The following is a 23830-nucleotide window of genomic DNA, read 5'->3' on the forward strand; positions in this document are numbered from 1 at the left end:
ATTTACGCCTCCGCCTTGAGCGGTGCGCCGTTGGTTGCATCCTCGCTGGTCTCGGATACCGACTGGTAGATGGTGGTGGCGGTCTCCGCAGTCATGCCCCTGGTCTCGCGGTCGAACTTCACACGACCTGCCTGCAGACCAATGATGCGGTCCGCAAAATCCACCGCCAACTGCACCTGGTGCAGAGAGGAAATTACGGTGAGGTTATCCTCGCGAGAAATCTGCTCCAGCAGCTCGATGACCTGGTTAGACGATACCGGGTCAAGGGCAGCGACGGGCTCGTCGGCAAGCAAAATCTTCGGGTGCTGCATGAGCGCACGCGCAATGGCAGCGCGCTGCTGCTGACCGCCCGAGAGCGTATCGGCGCGCTGATGAGCACGGTCGGCGAGTCCCACGCGGTCCAGCACCTCAAGAGCCTCCTGCTTAACCCGCTTCGGGTACGAGAGCAGGGAGATCCGCGGCCCCTTCAGATCGCCCAGCGCACCAGTGCAGACATTCTCCAGCACCGACATCCGGTCGACCAGGTTAAAGCTCTGGAAAATCACGCCGATGTCCTTGCGCAACTCACGCAGTTCGCGCTTCTTCAGCTCGTTCAAGTCCTGACCCAACACACGTACCGTGCCTGACGACGGAGTGTGCAGCGCATTGATATGGCGGAGCAGAGTTGTCTTACCCGAGCCCGACAGCCCCAGGAGGACAGTGATCTCGCCGGTGCGGATACCGAGCTTGACGTTATCGAGGCCAAGTGTGGACCCGAAGTTCTTGGTGACATCGTGGAATTGCACTGCGAACTGCTGATCAATGGCGCGCTGCAGTTCGGGTGTCATTTTCTCAGCGTTAGAAGGCATGGTGATGTCCTTTAGTTTTTGATTGCGGGGCCGGGGATGGCTTTCGGACGATGGGATTGTGGGTTAGCGGGGTTTGAGGTTTGGGCCCTTTGCAGGGCCCTGGCGTGCTGGGTCTTAGGAGACAGCGTTGCAGGCGTCAGCCTTAGTGGTTTCGCAGATCTCGCGGATGGAATTGAAGTCCGCGTCGGTCACCGGCAGGTAGCCCCACTCGATTTCCTCCGGCAGGGTGCAGTCCTCTTCGCTGGTGCAGATGCCTTCCTTGACCAGAGCTGGTTTATTCGCCTTCTCGGTCAGGGCCTTCTTGATCTTGGTCAGATCCTCAGCAGAGATGGTCTCGGTGTTTAGCGCGATTGGGTCCTCGGTGATTGGATCCGATTCCCAGATGGACTTCAACGCGCCCGGCTTAATCTGGCTCGACTTCTCAAGGGTTTTCAGCATCGCGTCATGCGCGAAGGCCACGTCGCAGCCGCCGTCGTTAAGCGTGAGCAGCGATGCATCGTGACCACCAGCCATGACGGGCTCGAGGTCGGCATCCGGCTTCAGCCCTTCATCCATAAGCCCCTTGGTCGGGACCAAGTAGCCGGAAGTGGATGCTGGGTCGACGAAGCAGACCTTCTTGCCCTTGAGATCCTTTAGCGATTTGATGTCGGAACCATCCTTGACATAAGCAAGCGAGGTGTACGCCGGATCCTTACTCTCATCATTGGTAGGGGAGGCAACAGCTTCGATTGACACGCCGGAGTCATGAGCGATGACGTAGGAGAACGGGCCGTAAGAGGCGATGTCGATCTTGCCGGCGCGCTGGCCCTCGACGACTGCAGCGTAGTCGGATGCGTTCTGGAACTCGACCTTCTTGCCGGTTTCCTTGGCAATCAGCTTGACCAAATTGTCGTAGTCCGACTGGAGGGACTGAGAGGACTCGGCCGGAACGGCGGCGAAAGTGATGGTGTCATCGGCAGCTTCGTTGGAGCTGTCGCCACATGCCGCCAGGAATGGGGTACTCAGGGCGACGAGGGCCAGGGACTGGGCGATCTTGCGGGTGGCGCGGGAGTTGTTGAACATGGCGGAGCTTTCTGTGTGAGGCCTTGCGGGCGCGAGGTGTGGGGTGTGGAAACAAGGTTCTGGAATGATTGTCAAGCCAACTACTCAACCTGTCTAGTCGAGTTGAGAGAATTCATGTACAGGTCACTTTGAGTTCAGCTTGGCGGGTTGTTGGTGACCTTTCAGGGCTTTAGAAGTCTGAGAGCTCCGTCGGCTTGGAGCCCTGTAGGGCCAAATCAGCAATGCCGAAGGACAAGGTCATTCCAATGCCAGAGGTGACGACGACAACTGTGGTCTGTGAGTCTGGCTGCTCCAGAACGAGATTGGTCTTGGTCGAGTCTGAGTAGCGACCCTGCCAACGCTGGACGACCTTCGGCTCCTTAATGCCGAAGTATGTGCAGGCGGTATCCAGCAGGAGATTTGAGGTCGTCTCTTGCAAGAATGGGTCGGGGGATAGGTCGTAAGCGTGGGAGTCGCCGATGAAGAGCCCCTCTTCGATGCCGGTAGACATCACATTTGCGACGCAATTGACCAACTCTGGGGAGTTGTCGCGCAGCTCCTGTTTTAGTGATGCTGCACTTGGCAGACCAGCGAAGCCGTCATAGCGTGCGAGTGAGGTACCCGTGAAAAGTGCGATGTCTTTCGGGATGCGGGTTGGACGCTCAATGAGTGCCATTTGTAGGGTGCAGACGCGCACCTCGTATTCGTCGGCAAGCTCCGGGAACAGATTGGTGAGCCAGAAGTTTGGACAGCAGATTACGCGTTCTGCCTGGTAATTTTTGCGATTTGTGCCGACGCGACCGCCCGCGACAGTCTGGACTTCGTGACGCCAGTTGAAGATAACGCCCTGGCTCTCTAGCCATGCGGCCAGCCGTGGGGCGGCTTCGCGGGGATTGACGCGCATGTCGAGGGGGAGGTGCGCGCCGCCGAGGCATTTGAGGTCTGGGTTGCCGATGGCGGTGGCAATTTCGGAGTGGCTCAGCAGCTTGACCTGGTCGGAGCCGCGGTGGTTGGCGAACTCTTCAAGGAGTTGCATTTCGGTTTCGGTGACAGCCGGGATGTAGGTGCCGGAAGTTACAGCCCATAGTCCGGTTTTTTGGGCGGCTTCGACCCAGCCGGAGCGGGCGTTCATGGCGACATTTTGTATGGCGTCGGCCTGGCCGGTAAAGCAGGCGTGACCGAAGTTCATGATGGATGATCCGACCGGGCGCTCGGCGCGGTCGATGACTCGAACGGATAGTCCTTGTTGGTGTGCTCGGAATGCGGTGGCGAGGCCAAGAATGCCAGCGCCGACGACAATCAAATCGGTGTGTGCATCTGTTTGCATGAGCTCATTGTGGGACACGGTAGGCAACCTGTCTATACAGGCGAGGTGTATTTCATGGGGAGTTTGCCAAGATGTCGTTTAGTTAACCGTCTGTACGGGTAAATTTCCGTTTGGGAGGGCTAATGCGGCTCATAATCGTGTTTAAACTTGGTTATCAGGTCTACTACTTGTGGCGTAGATGGTCAGAGTTTGAACCAAGTAGTGCTGTACTTGGCTAGACGTGGCCGGGCTAAAAGCGAATTAGCTCGATCTGAAGATAAAGAGACGAAAGGATGCTGCGACCGTGGCACGCAAGCAACAGCATCAAGAAATTGCCTCGTACCTGCGTAAGGCAATTCGAGATGGTTCGATGCCGCCGGGTTCTGCTATTCCCTCGGAGGCGGAGCTTGGTCGGCAGTTCGGCGTGGCTCGTGGCACGATTCGGCAAGCCATTGCCACACTGCGGTCCGAGGGTCTGGTTTCCTCTGGGCAGGGCCGACGGACTCGCGTGCTCGATACGGTGCCGACCTTCTCTTTCGACGAAGTCATTTCCTTTACTCAGTGGTGTCAGAAGACCGGTGCGGAGCCGGGGCAGCAGACGCAGTGGGTAACACGACAGCCTGCAGGATCAGAGTTAGCAGCGCATTTGGAAATCGCGGACACGGATCAGGTTGTCTCCGTACTTCGGCTCCGGCTTATGGATGGGGAACCAGCTATGGTCGAGAGACTGAATTACCCTCTGGACGTCGGCAAGCACATTCTGACCTTTGATACTGATTCGGGGTCCATTTACCGCCACCTGTTGGATAGCGGTGTGGACATTGCGTATGCGACGCGCACCATTGATGCGGTTCCGGCCAATGAAGAGGATGCTGCACTGCTGGAGATCCAGGTGGGTGCGCCTTTGCTGCGAGTCCGGCGCCGTGCATTCACGCTGGAGGGAGTGCCGATTGAGGCCTCCGATGACCGCTACCTGGCGAGTAAGGCGAACTTCTCGGTGACGACGGCACGGGGCAATGCGTCACCAATCTCGCTGCAGGCTGGGGAGGGTGTGCGGTAGGGGCTACGAGGGGGGGGGCAGCGGTGGTGGCTATGCATTGAATTGGCGTAGCTGCTGCTGTGAATGTTTGTCGGGGAAGGTGACAGCTGCTTCTTAATTCAACAAGTGCCAGATAATTCAACATTGCACGGCATTCTTCTTCTGAATATCCAGAGTTTAAGCAATTAGACCAGTCAACTTGTCCTTGAACCCATGGGGACGGCTCGTTGTTTTGTGGCTCTGGGGCAGTGTTTGTAGATGGGCCGTCATAGAAATTGTTGGCGCAATACTGTGTCCAGCCGGTAGTACCGTCTGTAAACCAGGTGGTGCCTTGCTCATAGAGGCCCTGCGAAGATTTGGCGCAATGCGAAATCGTCTTGTTTATAGCTGTTGGCTCGCCATTGGGCGCGCCGGTGTAACCAGTGGGTTTGGAACTTTCCGTCGTTCGGGTTGTGGTAGTCGACGGGGCAGGGGTCTTGGTGGTGGATTGCGTCGTCGATTCCGTACTGCTTTCTGGGCTGGTGACAGTTTTGGTAACTGTAGTCGGCTCCGGTGCTTTTTCTGGTTCTCTGTTGGAGCAAGCCGAAAGGCACAGTACTGGAATAGTCAGTGAGAGGACGAAAACGTATCGTTTGTGCATATGAAATACCTTACTGTATGGGCAGGTGAGAAGGTGTTTTGTCTATTTCGTGGGCTAGCTTCGCCTATATCAGATTTGCCAGTTGCTCGGCCGCAATGTTTGTGGCCACCAAGTAGATGGCAGGAACAGTATCTTCCACCAACTCCGTGGCCGCCAGCGGCGAGGAATTACATCTGAATACTCGGCGTGGTCCGATACGAGAGCTCGAATCTCCCTGTCGTCAACACCAAGGCCGTGAAGTTCGGCTATCAACGCCTCAATTTCCTCACTACAAATATCGAGATCCCACATTCCTGACTGTTCGAAGTAATCGTGGAACAGGCGTTTTACCTCATCGGCGATGTGGACATCGTCAATGACTCCGTGGCATTGGCTCGCCTTATCCAATATTGACTCCGCCAATGTGCGGCCACCTTGGCACGAAGGGGAGTATGTCATGGGGAGCATTTTGAGCTCGTAGTAGCAATCCGGTTCCAACAAATCCGGGTTCATAGCCGCATTAGTATCTGGCCACAGGACTTCTTTGATACTGGGGTGTTCGGCCAGCATTGTTGCGACACCGAAGCAGACGTGTGCACATGACTTCCTTGTACGGAAGCCATCGCATTGACATGAAGTGCAGCCGGGAAAAGTGAACCCATCAACCTGGACCTCGAAGCCATCGGCGGTGATGCGGTAGGTGCCAGCTGCAACCTCGGCCAACGGGGATTGCCCTGAAAGCTTCTGCGCCGCCTTAATGTCATCCTCAGTGAAGAACGCCCTAATAATTGGCGAATCAAACGTGGTCATGCACTGAACACTAGTAAGAAGGCCGGATTGGGATTGAGGTCTTTTAGAACGACTGTTCTCGTTTTCGTCCTTGGGAAGCCAGCAGTTTCCCAGGACTTGGCTGCGTCGCAGCCTGCATTTACTCGCCAGTATGACGGTGCTAGTGGTCATTGTGGCCGCGAACTCATTGCTGTTCATAATGTATGAGCATGCGGGCATTCATGATCCGTTAGTGCCGGAGTATTCAGGTGCTGGAATCGCATTTTCCCTGCTTTCCCTCAGCTGGGTCCTGAATCGGTACTTGAGCAGGTTCCTGGTCCTGCAGGTCTCGAGCTATTTTGCAGTTGCTGTCGGCGCTGTATGCACGGGATGGGGGGGGGAAGCCGCTCGTGTTTCGGACTGTAACCGAAATCACTCTAATAACCTACGGAGCTGTAGGTGAATGGCGTTATAGTTATATTTAGTTCACTTTTTATTCACCCTTTTGTGGGGCTTTAATTGGCCGCCTTTCAGAGTACGATAACGATTCATAGCCTGTAATTTTCGGCTCTTGCCCATGCCGTAGTTCTTATTGGAACCGTTTTACTATTCACTGCTCTAGGCAAGGAGTAATCATGGGCACTCAACGAGCATTTGCAAAGCTGGCACGGTCAGCCACGGCACTGTTGGCTACAGCTGGTGTCGCTCTGGTGGCGGCTCCCATCGCGGCTGCCGCACCGGCTTCGGCAACTGATAGTGACCAGGTTCTGTCCTGGACTGAAATGGGTGAGTGGGGTCCAAAGGCAAATGATTTCCCCACTGTCATGGTCAGCCAGGGGATGACGGAAAACATCAGCCCAGAGGGCACGAATGTGCAGTGTGTTCCTGCTCCTGGTGAGAATCCGGTGGTCATGATCCACGGCATGAACTCGAACGCCTACCAGACCTATGCTCGCATGGCACCGGAGCTAAAGGCAATGGGGAAGTGTCTGTACGCATTTAACGTCGGCAAGCTAGGCCCTGATGAGTTTTCGGTGCTGGGATCTATTCCAACCATGCGTAACATGACCCCGTTGGATACCGCTTTGGCAGAGCTGACTGCGAAGATTGAAATCCTCAAGGCGGAAACCGGAGCGACCGAAGTTGACATTGTTGGCCACTCTGCAGGTGGCACCTTGGCTGCCGCTTACGCCAAGCAGGAGCAGGGCCGGGGAATTGGTACCGTAGTGTCCCTGGCGGGCGTGCTGCACGGCACATCGCTGCTCGGTATCTCCTATGGTTTGGAGGAGCTCAACCAGTTCGATAATGCCGGTGACAAGGCTGCGGGTTTCATTGTCAGCCCGAGCCTGGTGGATCTGCTGCAGCACAGCGAGTTCATGGCCAAGATGAATGAGGGCGGCTTGGAGCAGCCGGGTGTCAACTATGTTGCAATCTCGACTCAGGTTGATGAAGCCGTCACGCCAATGGCTGCAAGCCAGTGGAACGCACCGACTTCCAACAACATTCTGCTGCAGGATGGCTGCTCTGCAGATCTATCGGGTCACATCGGGCTGACTTTCTCACCGCGGGCAATTGCACTGGTAGCGAATGCGCTCGGACGTAAAGTTGAGGTTCCGTGCGTGCCAGTAACCGCTGTTGTTGAAGGCGGCATCAACGACAATGCCAATGTTCGCCCAGAACACGTCAATGCCGTTTCTGATGGCATCACGGAAATAGACGGACGCATTGCCCAGGCTGCAGGGGCGCGGTAGCGATAGTCGCGAGCAGTAGCTCTTGATAAAAGGCGCGAGCCGACAGCGATTTTAGCTAGTCGGATTGCGCCTTTTTCGCCATCAAATCCAGGGCAATAGCGGCGCCAATAATGGCCGCGCGTAGTTGTGGTGGCAAATCATCTTTGAGCTGGAGCATGTAACGCTCATTGCCGGATAGGAAATTTGTAAACCCCGACCACTTTCGTGACATCTGGGCGACTCTGACGTCGTTGATCATAAAAGTGGCGTCGTAATGCCAGACGTCGCCGTCGACCTCGCAATTGGCAAAACCGGGGATGGAAATCTCCAGCCGCCGCTTAAAGAACGCAAACTTCTGCTGAATAGTGGCCAAAAGGCGCGATGACTCTGTTCCATCTTGCTGCTGGCCTTCAGGGGCTGTCGCATGCGGGTCGGGATAGTAGACCTCGTAACGGTCAAGGGCAAGATCGGTCGGATCGGTAATAACGAATACCGGAGTGCCGTCTGGCTCGGAAACTGTCAGGCGACGAGAGCCCATAAACATTCGGCTCAGCGTGCTGCCCGTAGTTTCGATCTTTCCGATGCAGTGGCCCTCGGTATCCAGGATGTCGAAATCATCCGCCATAAAGTTGCGGATCTGCTGGATAACGATGCTGTTGTGCGAGAGCAATCCCTGATAGTGCCCTTGCTGTGGCGGAAGCTGCTGCGGTGCGGGAGGCTGCTCGGGTGTGGAGGGCTGCTCCGGCGTGGAAGCATCTTCCTGATCGTGCTGTGGAATCTGATCCCACAGCGACTTTGGGTTATCCCAATATGAACTCATGACAACAGCCGTCCTTTGGTGGTGCTAAAAGCCGAGTGGCTTAGAAGTTCTCTACGAGTGCCTTGTTGAAAGCCTCAAGGTCGGCCGGGGTGCGGGAGGAAATCAGGTTGCCGTCAACGACAACTTCCTCATCGACCCAATTGGCGCCTGCGTTAATCAGGTCAGTCTTGACGCTGATGTAGGAAGTAATAGTGCGGCCCTTCAGCACATCCGCATCGGTGAGAATCCAACCGCCGTGGCAAATCACGCCAATCGGCTTGTTGGCAGTTGCGAATCCCTTCACTAGCGCCACGGCATCCGTATCGATGCGAATCTGGTCTGCATTCACGGTGCCGCCCGGCAGAATCAGGGCATCGTAATCATCAGCAGAAACGCTGCTGGTCAGCTTATCGACGTCCACCTTCGTGCCATTCTTGCCCTCAATGGAGCCTTCCTCCGTGGAAACGACATGCACGGTCGCACCGGCATCCTTCACAGCCTCAGCCGGGCTCGTCAGCTCGGAGTCCTCAAATCCATCGGTGGCCAATACTACAATGGTCTTATTCGCTAAATCAGTCATGGCCCCGAGGGTAACGGCACAGTCACGTTTATGCATTGATGCACTGCAGGTGGGGTTCGGTCCGAGGTATAGCCATGACTCCGGCCATGCATCGCAACCGTGGCCGAAGTCTTGATTGCCTTTACATGCCGCAATCGTGGCTGCAGCTATGGCCGTCGTCAAGCCTTGTGGAAAACCCGAAAAAGTTACTCAAATATGAAACAAATATCCGTCATTATGAAAAATCGCTTGCGCACACACCCGCGCAGGCGATATTCTGAAGTCCCGTGGTTACGAAATACATCATCGTTACGGGAGGCGTTGCCTCCTCCCTCGGCAAAGGCTTAACCGCAGCGTCGCTCGGCCGCTTGCTTACCTCGCGTGGTCTGAAAGTGACTATGCAAAAGCTCGATCCGTACCTCAACGTGGATCCGGGCACCATGAACCCCTTCCAGCACGGCGAGGTCTTCGTCACCGAAGACGGCGCGGAAACCGACCTGGACCTGGGGCATTACGAGCGCTTCCTTGACCGCAACCTTTCAGCCGGCGGCAACGTCACCACCGGCAAGGTCTATTCCTCGGTCATCGCCAAAGAGCGCCGCGGCGAATTCCTCGGCCAGACCGTCCAGGTCATCCCGCACATCACCGACGAGATCAAATCCCGCATCGTCGCCATGGGCAACGCGGACGCGAACGGCGAAAAGCCCGACGTGGTCATCACCGAAATCGGCGGCACCGTCGGCGATATCGAATCGCAGCCCTTCCTGGAAGCCGCGCGGCAAGTGCGTCACGACGTCGGCCGCGAAAACGTCTTCTACCTACACGTGTCACTGGTTCCGTACCTCGGCCCCTCCAAGGAATTGAAGACCAAGCCCACCCAGCACTCGGTGGCCGAACTTCGCTCGATTGGCCTGGTACCCGATGCCGTCGTTTTGCGATGCGACCGCGACGTTCCCGACTCCCTCAAGAACAAAATTGCACTGATGTGCGACATCGACCGCGAGGGCGTGGTGTCCTGCCCGGATGCGCCGAGCATCTACGACATCCCGAAGGTTCTCTACGACGAGCACCTGGACACTTTCATCATCCGCCGCCTCAACCTGCCATTCCGCGACATGGATTGGGCCGTGTGGGGAGACCTGCTCGAGCGAGTCCACAACCCGAAGGGCGAGGTCACGGTGGCGCTCGTCGGCAAGTACATCGACCTGCCGGACGCCTACCTGTCCGTCGCGGAAGCCGTGCGCGCAGCCGGTTTTGCCCACCGCGTGAAAGCGAACATCCGCTGGGTTGCCTCCGACGACTGCGAAACCCCCGAGGGGCTGAAAGAAAACATGGCCGGCGTTGACGCGATTGTCATCCCCGGTGGCTTCGGCGGGCGCGGAATCGAAGGCAAGATTGCGACCATCCGCTACGCCAAGGAAACCGGCACGCCACTACTGGGAATCTGCCTGGGTATGCAGTGTGTTGTCATCGAGGCGGCGCGCACTGCGGGCGTTGAGGGCGCGTCGTCCACCGAGTTCGACGAGAAAGCGGCCGAGCCGGTGATTGCCACGATGGAGGAGCAGCTGCAGGCCGTCTCCGGCGAGGCTGACCTGGGTGGATCCATGCGCCTGGGGTCCTATCCGGCGAAGCTTGTCGAAGATTCCGTTGTGGCCGGTCTCTACGGCAGCACCGAGGTCACCGAGCGCCACCGCCACCGTTACGAGGTCAACAACGCCTACCGCGCCCAGCTCGAAGAAGCGGGCCTGGTCATCTCGGGCACTTCGCCGGACGGCAAGCTCGTCGAATTCGTCGAGTACCCCACGGACGTGCACCCATACCTCGTGGCCACGCAGGCGCACCCGGAGCTGAAGTCACGCCCCACCAACGCCCATCCGCTTTTCGACGGCCTCATCGCCGCAGCCCTCAAGCGCAACTAGCCTCGGCTCCGCCAGGTCCAATCCGGCCTACCTATTAGAGTGAAACTCATGGCGCACGAATTTGACGTTGTTGATTCCGAGATTGTTCTCGAGGCACCTATACTCGCGGTTCGCCGCGACCAGGTGCGAATGCCGGGTGGGAATGTTTCCGCCCGCGAGATTGTGGAGCATTTCGGCGCTGTCGCGGTCGTTGCCGCAGATGAGAATAACCGTCTCTACTTGCTGAATCAGTGGCGGCAGGCAGCGGGTCAGCGCTTGGTGGAGTTGCCGGCAGGTCTTCTCGACGTTGCGGACGAGGACCCGCTGGAGGCCGCCAAACGTGAGCTGGTGGAGGAAGCCGGACTGGAGGCGGAGTCCTGGTCCCTGCTTACCGATATGTTCAGCTCGCCCGGCTTCGCAGAGGAAGCGGTTCGGATTTATCTGGCCCGGGGTCTCCGTGCCGTCGATAAGCCGGAAGCTCACGATGAGGAAGCGGACATGACTGCGTCATGGGTTCCGGTCGAGGATGCGGTGGCGATGGCGCTGCGCGGAGAGATCCTCAACGGCATCGCGCTGTCCGGCATTCTGCTGGCGGGGCAGGTGCTGTTGCATGGTGCCACGCCGCGCGAGGTCACGGAGCCGTTCGACATTCGACCGACGGCCCTGGCGAAGCGCCGGACGGAGCAGCTCGGTGCCGGTGCGGATTTGAAACGTATCCGATGAGTTCGATTGACGCGCTTGTCGACGCCTTCGTGACCTACCTCGCGGTGGAAAAGGGCCTGTCGGCGAATACGCTCGCCAGTTATAAGCGCGACTTGGAGAAATACCGCACCTACCTGCGGGAGATCGGCCGCACGGAATTGGCGCAGGTCACTGAGCAGGATGTGACCGAATTCCTAGCGTATCTCGCGCGGGGAGATAAGTCGGCGGGCAGGCCGGCACTGGCCCCGACCTCGGTGACGCGGTCGCTGTCGGCTGTGCGGAGCTTCCACAAGTTCGCGGTGGGTGAGGGCGCGTTGGAGGTGGATGTCGCCAAGCGGGTGGCGCCGCCGAAGCAGCCCTCGCGGTATCCGAAGGCACTCAGCATTGAGGAAGTCACCCGGCTAATCGAGTCCATCCCCGACGACGACACCGCAGACGTGACGGATTTGCGCAACCGTGCACTGGTGGAGTTTCTGTACTCGACCGGTGCGCGAGTTTCGGAAGTCACCGGTCTGGATATCGATGACGTGGACCGCGAAACCAATCTGGTGCTGCTGCGCGGCAAAGGCGGCAAGGAGCGCATCGTGCCAGTGGGCTCGCCGGCCATGGCGGCGCTCGATGCGTGGCTGACCCGCGGACGGCCGAGCTGGGTGCGGGCGAACTCCGGGCCGGCGCTGTTTATCAACTCGCTGGGACGCAGGCTGTCGCGGCAGTCGGCCGGAAATACGCTGGCGGAGCTGGGTGAGCGCGCCGGACTGAGCGTGAAAATTTCCCCGCACACCCTGCGACACAGTTTCGGCACACACCTCATTGAGGGCGGTGCCGATGTGCGCGTGGTCCAAGAGCTGCTCGGACATGCCTCCGTGACGACGACCCAGATTTACACCATGATTACCGCAGAGAATATGCGCCGAGTCTGGGCGGGGGCTCACCCACGGGCTGAGTACTCGCGGTAATATGCGGCGGTAGTATGTAGCGCTACTACGTGGCGGTAATATATGGCGGTATTACGCAGTATTGCGTGGCGCAGTAGAATTGATGAGAAATCTTCAAGGAAGAGGGATTGACTGTGGCTGAAGAAGGGTTGTTTGAGGCCGATCGAGTTGAACTCGGTCTCACCGGTCGCCCGGCACGTGAGCTGCCGGAACCCGCACCCCTGACCAGTCACGGCCCCGCGGTCATCCTGGCAATGTGTAACCAGAAGGGCGGCGTGGGTAAGACCACCTCGACCATCAATCTGGGCGCAGCACTGGCGGAGTTTGGCCGTAAAGTCCTGCTCGTTGACTTAGATCCACAAGGTGCACTATCTGCTGGTCTCGGTGTCCCGCACGAGGAATTGGACCTGACCGTCTACAACCTCATCGTCGACGACACCACCGACGTCCGCGACGCTATCCACCACACCAAGGTTTCCGGCCTGGACCTCGTCCCGGCCAATATTGACCTGTCGGCAGCAGAGATCCAGCTTGTCAACGAAGTCGGCCGCGAGCAGGCCCTTGGACGCGCACTGCGTCCAGTGATGAATGACTACGACTTCATCATCATTGACTGCCAGCCGTCGCTAGGCCTGCTGACCGTCAATGCGCTGACCATCGCCGAGGGCGTCATCATCCCGATGGTGGCCGAATACTTCTCGCTGCGCGGCCTGGCACTGCTCACCGACACAGTGGCCAAGGTCCGCGACCGCCTGAACTTCAACTTGGAGGTCTCCGGCATTTTGGTCACCATGTTCGACCGCCGCACGCGCCACGCCAAGGAAGTCATGGAACGCCTCATCGAGGTCTTCGGTGACAAGGTCTTTGACACGGTCATCACCCGTACCGTCCGCTTCCCGGAAACCTCCGTCGCCGGTGAGCCCATCACCACCTGGGCGCCGAACACCCCAGCTGCGGCACAGTACCGCAACCTGGCCCGCGAGGTCATCGAGCGCAAAGGCCGCAAATAATAGGTGACTTCCCCGGATAGTTACACTCCCGAACCGTCGTCAAGCGAGGGCGTGCAGGAAGAGATCACCGGCTTCCGCGTCGCACTCGCGAACTTCAACGGCCCATTCGACCTGCTGCTGCAGCTGATCAGCAGCAAAAAGATGGACGTCACCGAAGTCGCGCTGGCGGCGGTCACAGACGAGTTCATCGCATACACGCGCAGCCTCGACGCAGTCAGGGACCTCGACGAAATCACCGAATTCCTCGTCGTGGCAGCGACGCTGCTCGACCTCAAAACCGCACGGCTCCTGCCGCGTGGCGACGTCGACAGCGAAGAAGACCTAGAACTGCTAGAAGCGCGCGACCTGCTATTCGCCCGACTGCTGCAGTACCAGGCCTACGGCAAGGTGGCCGACCAATTCGAGGAGTGGCAGAAGACCGCGCCGCGACGCTATCCGCGGGCCGTGGGGCCGGATAAGCAGTTCGAAGAGCTGCTGCCGCCCGTGCGCCTGGGCATGACGCTCGGGGAGTTTGCCGAGTTTGCGGCCGTCGTGATGCGGCCAAAGCCGCCGGAGGAAGTCGGTGTCGGGCACATCCACGGCGTGCCCGTGTCAGTGCCGGAGCAGGCGGGCAAGATTCTGGACTCGCTGCGGCTGGCAGGCGAGGGGACCTGGCTGACTTTTACTCAGCTGACATCGGAGTGCCGCGTGTCCATGGAGGTCGTCGGGCGGTTCCTCGCGCTGCTGGAGCTCTACCGTGCCAAGGCGATCGGTGTGGAGCAGGAGGAGGCGCTGGAGGAAATCCACGTGGCCTGGACCGGTCTCGACGTGGACCCGGCCGTCGTGGCGGCGGCGAACTGGGAGTAGGTGGCTGTTGGGGGCTGGCTTCGGGCTGGCCCAGCTGTTGGGCTGGCCTGGCTGTTGGGCTGGCCTGGCTGTTGGGCCCCTGCTCGGTGCGGGCTTGGTCGGGCTTGGGCTTGGTCGGGCGTGGGCTTGGTCGGGCCGAGGCTAACAGCTAAGTAGCGCCCGGCTTGATTAGCGCCCGGCGCGGGAGGTTGCGTAATCTGACGCGCATGAGCGAAACCAGTTCCGCACCATCCGAGCAGGCCACGGAGTCTGCGTCTGCTTCTTCGGCGCAGTTGCCGCCCATTGACCCGTTGCGAGCAGGTGTGGAGTCGATTCTGCTTGTGGTCGATACGCCGGTGGCGGCGGAGGATATGGCGCGGGCGCTGGATGTTTCCGCAAGCGATATCCGTGACGTGCTTCGCGAAATCGAGTACGAATACCGTGCGCGTCGCAGCGGCATCGAGCTACGCGAAACGGATGAGGGCTGGCGCTTCTACACGGCTCCCGCGCACGCCAGCGCGGTGGAGCGATTCTTGCTGGATGGCTCGCAGTCGAAGCTCTCACGGGCAGCTATGGAGACGCTGGCAGTGGTGGCGTACCGACAGCCTGCCACGCGTGCGCAGGTCTCCGGTGTGCGCGGTGTCAATGTTGATGGTGTGATGCGCACGCTGGTCGCGCGTGGCCTGATTGCGGAGTCTGGAGAGGACCCGGCAACCGGTGCGCATTTGTACGTTACGACGACGCTGTTCCTGGAGCTTTTGGGGATTGATTCGCTAGACCAGCTGCCTGACTTGGCTCCGCTGCTGCCAGAGGTCGACCTGATCGACGAGCCGTTGGACTAGGCGGGGCTTGGGGTGGGGTGTGGGGCTTGGGGTGGTGGCTAGGCGAGCCACTCCGTTTATAGATTCACTTCACGACACGCGTGTCACCTCATGCCACCTCCACAGCTGCCACGAGGTGACATGGGTGTCGTGAAGTCGCATTCCGGGTTGGATTTGCTGCTCACGACAGCTCACTGCGAGCCTCCGCACCCACCGAACCCACCACGCGCACCCCACCGAACCCACCGCACCCACCACGCGCACTACGCGCACCGCACGCCCTGTGGATAACTCCCGAAACCTGCAAACTATCCACAGTCGACGTCAAATCGACACCTCCTGAGTCTCCGTGTGAGCCCAAAAATGAGAACGTAGCACTCGCAAACACACAAACACACAAACACGCAAACACTCGCACCGCCCAGCACACACCACCCACCAACCAGCAGTTGCCTGGACCTCAGGAGCGCAATCCGATGCCGCAGTGGATCTACGACGCCGACGACATCATCCGTACCGGCCAGCAGCGCGAATGCGCCCGCCCCAGCACCTTCACAATTTCCCGAATCGGCCAGCACTCCGACCGTGATCTCCACCGGCGAGCCAAAAGCGGCAGCCTTCTGTGGCTCGCGCATGGCGCGTACGTGCCCGTCGACAGGTGGCTCGCCCTAAACAGCACCGAACGCTACGTTCTGGAGGTCAAAGCGCTCATCCATCGCGGCACCGCCACCGTAATCACCCGCGATGCTGCCGCTGCCCTCCATGGTTTACCTCTACTGACGCATGGCACTCCCATCGCGATAGCCAACTCCGGCCGCACGCGCGGGCAATCGCGAAGCACACCGAATGGCCCGTACCAGCCGCACAAACGCCTCATCCGCGTCTCCGGCCGGATTCTTCCCGAGGACGTCGTAGAAGTCGATGGCCGCCTCGTCACCGATGTCCCAAAGTCCGTCATCGATGTCTGCCGTTCTCGCACCCCGCACAATGCACTAGTGCTTGCCGACGCCGCCCTCCAGCGCCACACCGACACCGAGGAACTGTTGGCCACGTTGGCTGCGTATCCCCGTGCTCCGGGAAATGCACAGGCCAGGAGGTTGTTGCGGCAAGCGACAGCGTCGTCGGAAAGCATTGGGGAATCGCTCACTAAAGGAGCAATCGTCCAGGCGGGGCTAGCTTCTGTCGACGATTCTCGGGCTCCGTTGCTTCAGCAGGTTTCCTTTCGGGATGATCGTGGTTTCATCGCACGCGTGGACTTCTATCTGCCCGAACTTGGACTGGTCGTCGAGTTCGATGGCCGTATGAAATACACCGACGGCGGGGTTGCGGACACGCAGGTGGCAATCGCAAAGGAGCTGGAGCGCGAAAAGCGCCTGAAGAATCTCGGGCTGAATGTCATCCGGATTGTCTGGTCACAGCTTTTCGACGGCACCGCCGTAGCCACCTTGCGGCAAGCGGCCGCGGAAATCCGGCGCCACCTAGCAAATGGCGGCAGTTGCTATCGCGGTAACTACGCCTTCGCGCGGACGCCCCTCACGATCACGGGGAAGGCGGCCGAGTTGGCCATGCGTCGCCGACGTGTGTGGAGCCAGGCGGGGCGGCTGTACTAGCTGGCTGGCTTATCGGGTTTAGCCCCCTGCCGCTGCCGCTGCCCACTGCCGGTGCCCACTGCCGCTGCCGCTGCCGGCCCCACCCCAGACTCCACTTCACGACACGGGTGTCACCTCATGCCACCTCCACAGCTGCCACGAGGTGACATGGGTGTCGTAAAGTCGCCGAGACTGTCTGTAATCCCTGCGAAAAGTTCCACCACGAACCCGAACGGTGTTCAAGTCCAGTGTTGTACAGGTATTATGCTTGAGTATCATGACAGCCTCGGAAACCGCCCAGCCACTCGTACCGTCGCCTGCACCAGCATCCGCGAAGTTGCCTACACCGCAGCCAACGCAAGCATCCGCCGCCGACCTCGCAGCCTTCGACGCCGACCACATCTGGCACCCATACGGCCCCATCCCGTCGCCGGTCGCGCCCAAGCTGGTCGAGTCCGCTGAGGGCGTGAACCTTCACCTCGCCGACGGCCGTACCCTCATCGATGGCATGAGCAGCTGGTGGGCCGCCTGCCACGGCCACTCGCACCCGAAGCTCGTCGCAGCCGCGAAGAAGCAGGCGACCACGATGTCGCACGTCATGTTCGGCGGACTCACACACCGCCCGGCCATTGAGCTGGCGGAAAAGCTCCTAAAACTCGCGGGCCCCGGCTTTGATGCCATCTTCTACTCGGACTCGGGCTCCGTCTCCGTCGAGGTGGCGATCAAAATGGCGTTGCAGTATCAGCAGGCCAAGGGGCATCCCGAGCGCACCCGCCTGGCCACCTGGCGCGGCGGCTATCACGGCGACACTCGCGCGCCCATGACCGTCTGCGACCCTGAGGGCGGCATGCATTCGCTGTGGACGGGCCAGTGGACTCCGCAGGTCTTCGCCGACAAACCACCCGCCCGCGGCGCAACCGAAGAGGAACGCGCACGCTATCTAGCGCACTTCGATTCGCTTATCGACGACTCCGTCGCCGGCCTCATCGTTGAACCGGTGGTCCAAGGCGCTGGTGGCATGCGGTTTCATGATCATGAGCTGCTTGTAGGGCTCCGGAAGCTGTGTGACAAGCACGGCATTCTCCTCATTGCGGATGAGATTGCCACCGCCTTCGGCCGTGCCGGTGACCTGTTCACGACGCAGGCGGCCGGGATTGTGCCGGATATTATGTGTGTCGGCAAGGCGCTGACCGGCGGCTTCATGAGCTTCGCAGCCACCCTCACCACCGCCGATGTGGCTCGTACTATTTCCAGTGGTGCAGGCGGAGGCATCATGCACGGCCCGACCTTCATGGGCAACCCCTTGGCCTGTGCGGTGGCCTGCGCGCAGCTCGACCTGATTGCAGAAGGGCAGTGGCGTGAGGATGTCCCGCGCATCGAGTCCCGACTCCGCGACCAGCTCCAGCCCCTAGCCAGCAGCGATGCCGTGGCCGATGTTCGTGTTCTCGGTGCTATCGGTGTCGTGGAGATGCAGCGCCCAGTGGACATGGGCTTGGCCACCGCAGCAGCTGTCGATGCCGGGGTGTGGCTGCGTCCATTCGGCAAATTGGTGTACACCATGCCGCCGTACATCAGCACCAATGACGAGGTCGACCGCATCTGCGAGGCTATCGCGGACATAGTCGCCGCCGAGGAAAAACGTAGGTAGCGCAGCGAAGCAACACAACAAGTAGCGCAATCAGCACGACGACCAACCGCGCACCGAAGCAACACAACAGCGTCACAACAAGAAGCACAACCAACACACCACCACAGCCAAAAGGAGCACTAACCACCATGAGCATCGTCCTTGTTACCGGCACCGGTACCGATATTGGAAAGACCATCGGCACGGCAGCCCTGGCGGCGGCACTACGCGGGGAGGGCAGGCAGGTGCACGTCGTCAAGCCAATTCAGACCGGATTTCCGGGTCCTGACGGCGGTGATTTGGACACTGTCGCGGAGCTGACGGGGATCGATAACCTGCATGGCTTCGAGCGTTACCCCGAGCCGATGGCGCCGGTGGCGGCGGCGCAGCGCGCGGGAATGCGCCTGCCGAACGCCACGGAGATCGCGGAGAAGATCAAGCTTATCGACGGGCCGAACCGCGTTGTCCTCGTGGAGGGCGCGGGCGGCTTGTTGGTGCGGCTCGGCGAGGATTGGGCGTTGCCGGAGTTGGCGGTGTTGCTGCCGGGTAGTCAGATGGTGGTCGTGACGCGGTTGGGGCTGGGCTGCCTGAACGAGGCGGAGCTCACCGTCGAGGTGGCGCGGGGGCGTGGGGTCAATGTCACGGCGCTGGTGGGCGGTTCGCTGCCGGCAGAAGCCGACCCGATCATCGAAACGAACCTGGAAGAACTGCCGCGCATCACCAGGGTGCCGCTGCTGGGGTCGGTGCAGGCGGGAGCGGGCGCGTTGGCGCGGCAGGAGTTTGTGGCGAAAGCTACGCAGTGGCTGCCGGGCGTGCGAGAGTGGGCTGCGGTGCTGTAGGGGAGCCGCAGCGCTTTAAGGGGCGCTCTGGCGGCGCCTCGAAGTAGAGGCCGCGCGGGACGTCGTTAAGCTGGCGTTTTGCGAGAAACGTGCTAAGGTGGCTAGACGACAAGGCGCGAGGCTTTCTCTGTAAATCTCTTTATTAACCTGCTTCCACCGGCCATTTTTGGGCCCACGGGGGAGAGAACAGCGTCGCCTGGCGCTGACGTTCTAACAAACAGAACATTCTCCAACGCTTGAAAAGGATGTAGGTCAAGTGGCTAAACCCGCTCGCCGAGAAGGCACACCGGCACACAAGAACCGTAAGAATCACTCCAACCGCGCACATGGCTCCACTAACGCCCAGCGCAATCGCAGCCGTCGCGATAGCGGCGCGAAGATGGAGACCTCCAACGTCCACGCGAAGGACATCTACGTATCCAACGCCCGCCCGGCGCGCCATCAGCACGTGGACGCCGACCGTCGTAGCTCGGGCAAGCGCGCTCACAGCCAAGCAGGTGAGGGCGTGCGCCTGCAGAAGGTGCTCGCGCAGGCAGGCGTGGCGTCGCGTCGCATGGCGGAAAAGCTTATCGACGAAGGCCGCGTCGAGGTCGACGGCAAGATTGTGACGCGACAGGGCGTGCGGGTGGACCCGAACACGTCTGTGATTCGCGTTGATGGTTCCCGCGTCATCGTTAATGAGGACATGCAGTATTTCGTCCTGAACAAGCCGCGTGGTGTGCAGTCGACCATGCATGATGACATGGGCCGCCCGTGTGTGGGCGACATTATCGGTGAGAAGATCAGCGCTGGTCAGCGACTCTTCCACGTTGGTCGCCTGGATGCGCCCACAGAGGGCCTGCTGCTGCTCACCAATGACGGTGAGCTGGCCAACCGTCTGATGCACCCGAGCTACGAGGTCACCAAGACCTACATGGCCACCGTTGTCGGCGAGGTTGACGCCAAGGTCATGCGTGAGCTGGAAAAGGGCATTGAGCTCGATGATGGCATTGCTAAGGCCGACATGGCGCAGATTATCGATGTCTGGCAGGGGCGCTCTATCGTCCGCATCGAGCTGCACGAGGGCCGCAAGCACATTGTGCGCCGGATGCTCAAAACCGCGGGCTTCCCGGTCGAGCGTCTGGTGCGCACTAAGATTCACACTGTCCAGCTGGGCGAGCAGACTCCGGGCGCTCTCCGTGCACTCAACCGCGCTGAGCTGACCTCTCTCTACAATGCGGTGGGGCTGTAAATGGCACTAGTGAAGAAGAACGAAGAAAACCGCGCAGCTGCAAATGGCGCAGCCGAACAACACGCAGCCGAACAACACGGAGCTGAAGGAGCCCACATGAGCGAGCAGAACACTGACGACATGCTGTTGGTTGCCATCGATGGCCCTTCCGGCACTGGCAAGTCGACTGTCTCTCGGATGGTCGCAACCGAACTGGGCGCAAAGTACCTGGACACCGGCGCAATGTACCGCGTGGCCACCCTGTGGGTGCTGCGCCAGGGCATTGACCCGACCGACGAGGAAGCCGTGGCCAAGGCGACCGCCGCCCTGCCACTGGAAGTCTCCGATGACCCGAACTCCACTGCCGTCCTCCTCGACGGCGAGGATGTCTCCGGCGAGATTCGCGGCTCAGAGGTCACCCGCAACGTGTCGGCTGTCTCCGCGATTCCGGCCGTGCGCACCAACCTGGTCGCACTCCAGCGCTCACTGGCTGCATCGGCTGTGCGCTGTGTGGTGGAAGGCCGCGACATCGGCACGGTTGTGCTCCCGGACGTTCCGGCGAAAATCTTCATGACCGCCTCCGCCGAGGTGCGCGCCCGCCGCCGCTACGACCAGGACATCGCCGCTGGTCGTGAGGCTGACTTCGACACCGTGCTTGCCGACGTCATCCGCCGCGACGAACTCGACAGCAACCGTGCGACCTCGCCGCTGAAGCCCGCCGAAGACGCAATCATTCTGGACACCTCTGAGATGGACATCGAAGAGGTCGTAGAAAACGTCCTCGATGTCGTTGAGGCGGGCTACCCGGGGTCCACCATGGACTGGGACGATGTCGACAACGAGGAGTTCGAGGGCTCTTACCAGGACTCCGAGAACTACGAGGACTACGACGGCGACTTCGAGGACGCTGACGGCGACACCGCCGGACACCTGGTCGCAAACGTGGAGAGCGAAAACGCGCCGGGCACCGCAGGAAGCCACACCAGCGCAGACGAGTTCATCGACCGCACGATCGCTGACCACGAGACGATCATCTCCGAAGCCATCGAGCGCGCCGAAACCGGCCAGATCGACGACGATGCCGACTGGGAAGAGCTGGAAAACGCTTTCGCGGCGCTTGGCGTGAGCGACGAGGAAGAAGAAGCTCTTCCGACCGTGGCCATTGTGGGACGACCGAATGTTGGTAAGTCCACCATGGTTAACAGGTTCATTGGCCGTCGTGAAGCAGTTGTCGAAGACTTCCCGGGCGTGACCCGCGACCGCATCTCCTACCTGGGTGAATGGGGCGGACGTCGCTTCTGGGTGCAGGACACCGGCGGCTGGGATCCGGACGCCAAGGGCATGCATGCGGCGATTGCTCGTCAGGCGGAGACCGCCATGGAGACCGCCGATGTGATTGTCATGGTCGTTGACACCACCGTCGGCATCACCGCCACGGAAGAGGTCATGGCCCGCCGTCTGCAGCGCGCGGAGCAGCCGGTTATTCTCGCCGCCAACAAGTTCGAGTCGGATTCGCAGCTTGGCGACGTCGCGGAGTTCTGGGCCCTCGGGCTCGGTGAGCCGCACCCAACCTCGGCCCTCCACGGTCGTGGCAATGCCGACGTGATGGACGAAGTGGTGGCCTCCTTCCCGGAGGTGCCGCGTGCGAAGTCGCTGCCGACCGGACCGCGTCGCGTAGCGCTGGTGGGCAAGCCGAATGTGGGCAAGTCCTCGCTGCTGAACAAGCTCTCCGGTGAAAATCGTGCAGTGGTCAGCGATGTGGCCGGTACCACAGTTGACCCGGTGGACTCGCTGGTGCAGATGGACGAGACGCTGTGGCGCTTCGTGGACACCGCTGGTATCCGCAAGAAGACCAAGACCGCCAAGGGCCACGAGTTCTACGCCTCGCTGCGTACTCGTTCGACGATTGACAATGCCGAGGTTGTGATCTTCCTGGTCGATGCCTCCGAGCAGATTACTGAGCAGGATCAGCGCGTGCTGCGCATGATTCTCGATTCCGGTCGGGCACTTGTGGTCGCTTACAACAAGTGGGACCTCATGGATGAGGACCGCCGCGATCTGCTCGAGCGCGAGATTGAAGAACAGCTCGCACATGTGCCGTGGGCTCGTCGTGTGAACATTTCCGCCAAGACCGGCCGCGCTGTGCAGAAGCTGGAGCCGGCGATGCTGGAGGCCGTGGAGTCGTGGGATAAGCGTATCTCCACTGGTCGCCTAAACACCTGGCTGCGCGCGATCATGCAGCAGAACCCGCCACCGCTGCGGGGCGGTCGACAGCCGCGCGTGCTGTTTGCCACCCAGGCATCCTCGCGTCCGCCGGTGATTGTGCTGTTCACAACCGGGTTCCTGGAGCACGGCTACCGTCGCTTCCTGGAGCGCAAGCTGCGTGAAGAGTTCGGTTTTGAGGGTTCGCCAGTACGCATCGCGGTGCGTGTCCGCGAAAAGAAGAAGCGCCGGTAGGAAGCTGCTAGGAAGTGCCGGTAGGCAGTTCGGTTAAGCCCTGCTAGTCGCTCGAATTGAGCCGAGAAAAGCCCAAAATGTGATTTAGACAATTGCATTTTGGGCTTTTCGTTGGCATTTTAGAGTTTCAGTAAATTAGCGATAAGGAGAACTGACAATGGTCAGGCGCGGCAACAACCGTGACGGCTCTCAGCACGATGGCCGAGGTAACAGCTATGGGCGCGATTCCTCAGGCGCATACGGCGATGACTCCGCGACTCGCTACATTCCGCGGGACGAGGGATATCGCGGGTACAACCCAGATGCCGACTTCGCGGGCGAGCAGCCGACCGAATACTTCGGTGGCGACTCCTCTGAAACGCAGTTCTTACAGCGCGGCGATGAAACGCGATTTGATGACTCCCGCGGTGCAGGAGCCGGCGCTGGTGCCGGTGCACAAGGAAGTGGCGCGCAGGGTAGTGGCCAGTACTGGGCACCGCTTTCTGAGGAAGAGCGAGGCTATGGTCAGGCGAGCCAGCAGGCCGGTGCAACCCAGCAATACGCCGCAGGTGCCGCAGGTGGAGCAAGCGGTTACGGCGACCCGAACAACGGCAACAACCGCGGTAATAACCGTGGCAACAGTGGCAATGATGACTCCAAGAAGGGGTGGGGCAAGACTGTCGCCATCGTGGCCATCGCCGCCATGGTGGCCGTAGTCGCGCTGGTAGCCCTGGTTTTGTCCTTTACTTCCGGAACCGAGGACAATAACGACAATACGGCGACGCCGACGCAGGAGACGTCGTCAAGCCCGACGCCGACGACAACCTCGCCGGAAGAAACCACGACAAGCCCTACCGATCGCTTGGACCCGTCGGGCACGATTAATGACACCCGTGAACGCCTTGAGCAGGAGCTCGATCAACTTCGCGAGTCGCCGCCAGCTATCCCTGGCCCCGGTGAGCGCAGCAGCGGCTGGGGTACCATCCCGCAGGGCGTGGTGGGCAAGAGCCCGGCTTCGGTCGAGGTGGAGCTGCGTACCAACGGCTACCAGAACGTGACCGTCGTTGACGCAGAGGGCAATCCGACCAATTCTGTGGCCGCGATTATGGGCAAGGTTGCCTCGATCGATCCGCCGGAGGGACAGATGGCGGAGACATCTACGCCTGTGACCATCTACCTGCAGTAACGCGGTCGGCAGGGCAAGGACCAGGGGCGATTTCCGCCTTCAA

General features: G+C 60.2%; 20 protein-coding genes. 14 read left to right on the forward strand and 6 right to left on the reverse strand.

The window, feature by feature from the left end:
* Window positions 1–2: 2 nt before the first annotated feature.
* The 3 genes from phnC to HMPREF2708_RS02255 form a co-directional block, all read right to left on the reverse strand.
* The gene (gene phnC, locus HMPREF2708_RS02245) at window positions 3–848 is read right to left on the reverse strand and encodes a phosphonate ABC transporter ATP-binding protein (RefSeq protein ID WP_083321843.1); all 846 of its coding nucleotides are present in this window, start codon (window positions 846–848) and stop codon (window positions 3–5) included.
* A 114-nt stretch (window positions 849–962) separates the two neighbouring features.
* A complete protein-coding gene (locus tag HMPREF2708_RS02250) occupies window positions 963–1910 on the reverse strand; it encodes a phosphate/phosphite/phosphonate ABC transporter substrate-binding protein (RefSeq protein WP_070831800.1) in 948 nt (315 codons plus the stop codon).
* Window positions 1911–2079: 169 nt separating this feature from the next.
* On the reverse strand, window positions 2080–3216 hold the full coding sequence (locus HMPREF2708_RS02255; protein ID WP_070832469.1) for a TIGR03364 family FAD-dependent oxidoreductase: 1137 nt from the start codon (window positions 3214–3216) through the stop codon (window positions 2080–2082).
* Window positions 3217–3499: 283 nt separating this feature from the next.
* Between HMPREF2708_RS02255 and HMPREF2708_RS02260 the strand changes: the two genes are divergently transcribed.
* The gene (locus HMPREF2708_RS02260; protein ID WP_070831803.1) at window positions 3500–4255 is read left to right on the forward strand and encodes a GntR family transcriptional regulator; all 756 of its coding nucleotides are present in this window, start codon (window positions 3500–3502) and stop codon (window positions 4253–4255) included.
* Between the two features lie 688 nt (window positions 4256–4943).
* Here the strand turns inward: HMPREF2708_RS02260 and HMPREF2708_RS02265 are convergent.
* Entirely contained in the window at window positions 4944–5663 is a 720-nt protein-coding gene (locus tag HMPREF2708_RS02265) for a hypothetical protein (protein ID WP_141762908.1), read from the reverse strand.
* 593 nt (window positions 5664–6256) lie between these two features.
* Here HMPREF2708_RS02265 and HMPREF2708_RS02270 point away from each other — a divergent pair.
* Window positions 6257–7372, forward strand: coding sequence for an esterase/lipase family protein (locus tag HMPREF2708_RS02270; protein ID WP_070831809.1), 1116 nt, complete (start codon window positions 6257–6259; stop codon window positions 7370–7372).
* 55 nt (window positions 7373–7427) lie between these two features.
* Here HMPREF2708_RS02270 and HMPREF2708_RS02275 read toward each other — a convergent pair whose 3' ends face one another.
* Both HMPREF2708_RS02275 and HMPREF2708_RS02280 read right to left on the reverse strand, forming a co-directional pair.
* Window positions 7428–8171 (reverse strand): LURP-one-related/scramblase family protein, encoded by a 744-nt coding sequence (locus HMPREF2708_RS02275; RefSeq protein WP_070831812.1) that lies wholly within the window; start codon window positions 8169–8171, stop codon window positions 7428–7430.
* A gap of 40 nt (window positions 8172–8211) precedes the next feature.
* Window positions 8212–8730, reverse strand: a complete 519-nt coding sequence (locus HMPREF2708_RS02280) for a type 1 glutamine amidotransferase domain-containing protein (RefSeq protein ID WP_070832472.1) — start codon at window positions 8728–8730, stop codon at window positions 8212–8214.
* A 266-nt stretch (window positions 8731–8996) separates the two neighbouring features.
* On the opposite strand from HMPREF2708_RS02280, the gene HMPREF2708_RS02285 reads away from it, so the two are divergent.
* The 12 genes from HMPREF2708_RS02285 to HMPREF2708_RS02340 all read left to right on the forward strand — a co-directional run bounded on the left by HMPREF2708_RS02285 (window position 8997) and on the right by HMPREF2708_RS02340 (window position 23787).
* The gene (locus tag HMPREF2708_RS02285; protein WP_070831815.1) at window positions 8997–10628 is read left to right on the forward strand and encodes a CTP synthase; all 1632 of its coding nucleotides are present in this window, start codon (window positions 8997–8999) and stop codon (window positions 10626–10628) included.
* 48 nt (window positions 10629–10676) lie between these two features.
* On the forward strand, window positions 10677–11330 hold the full coding sequence (locus tag HMPREF2708_RS02290; RefSeq protein ID WP_070831818.1) for an NUDIX domain-containing protein: 654 nt from the start codon (window positions 10677–10679) through the stop codon (window positions 11328–11330).
* Window positions 11327–12265, forward strand: coding sequence for a site-specific tyrosine recombinase XerD (locus HMPREF2708_RS02295; protein ID WP_070831821.1), 939 nt, complete (start codon window positions 11327–11329; stop codon window positions 12263–12265). Before HMPREF2708_RS02290 ends, HMPREF2708_RS02295 begins: the two co-directional genes overlap by 4 nt.
* Window positions 12266–12378: 113 nt before the next feature.
* A complete protein-coding gene (locus HMPREF2708_RS02300) occupies window positions 12379–13254 on the forward strand; it encodes a ParA family protein (RefSeq protein ID WP_048758465.1) in 876 nt (291 codons plus the stop codon).
* 3 nt (window positions 13255–13257) lie between these two features.
* The gene (locus HMPREF2708_RS02305; protein ID WP_210400306.1) at window positions 13258–14100 is read left to right on the forward strand and encodes a segregation and condensation protein A; all 843 of its coding nucleotides are present in this window, start codon (window positions 13258–13260) and stop codon (window positions 14098–14100) included.
* Window positions 14101–14306: 206 nt separating this feature from the next.
* Window positions 14307–14921 (forward strand): SMC-Scp complex subunit ScpB, encoded by a 615-nt coding sequence (gene scpB, locus HMPREF2708_RS02310; RefSeq protein WP_070767213.1) that lies wholly within the window; start codon window positions 14307–14309, stop codon window positions 14919–14921.
* Window positions 14922–15349: 428 nt separating this feature from the next.
* Complete coding sequence (locus tag HMPREF2708_RS02315) at window positions 15350–16510, forward strand: PDDEXK family nuclease (RefSeq protein WP_141762909.1); 1161 nt, start codon at window positions 15350–15352, stop codon at window positions 16508–16510.
* 256 nt (window positions 16511–16766) lie between these two features.
* Window positions 16767–18137, forward strand: coding sequence for an adenosylmethionine--8-amino-7-oxononanoate transaminase (locus HMPREF2708_RS02320; RefSeq protein ID WP_246840303.1), 1371 nt, complete (start codon window positions 16767–16769; stop codon window positions 18135–18137).
* A gap of 128 nt (window positions 18138–18265) precedes the next feature.
* The gene (gene bioD, locus HMPREF2708_RS02325) at window positions 18266–18955 is read left to right on the forward strand and encodes a dethiobiotin synthase (RefSeq protein ID WP_070831830.1); all 690 of its coding nucleotides are present in this window, start codon (window positions 18266–18268) and stop codon (window positions 18953–18955) included.
* A 379-nt stretch (window positions 18956–19334) separates the two neighbouring features.
* Window positions 19335–20186 (forward strand): pseudouridine synthase, encoded by an 852-nt coding sequence (locus tag HMPREF2708_RS02330; protein WP_083321855.1) that lies wholly within the window; start codon window positions 19335–19337, stop codon window positions 20184–20186.
* 96 nt (window positions 20187–20282) lie between these two features.
* On the forward strand, window positions 20283–22622 hold the full coding sequence (der, locus tag HMPREF2708_RS02335) for a bifunctional cytidylate kinase/GTPase Der (protein ID WP_070832479.1): 2340 nt from the start codon (window positions 20283–20285) through the stop codon (window positions 22620–22622).
* Window positions 22623–22779: 157 nt separating this feature from the next.
* Window positions 22780–23787, forward strand: coding sequence for a PASTA domain-containing protein (locus HMPREF2708_RS02340; RefSeq protein WP_070831836.1), 1008 nt, complete (start codon window positions 22780–22782; stop codon window positions 23785–23787).
* Window positions 23788–23830: the final 43 nt, after the last annotated feature.

Origin of the sequence: Corynebacterium sp. HMSC073H12, from assembly GCF_001837775.1 — a bacterium.
GTDB lineage: Bacteria > Actinomycetota > Actinomycetes > Mycobacteriales > Mycobacteriaceae > Corynebacterium > Corynebacterium amycolatum.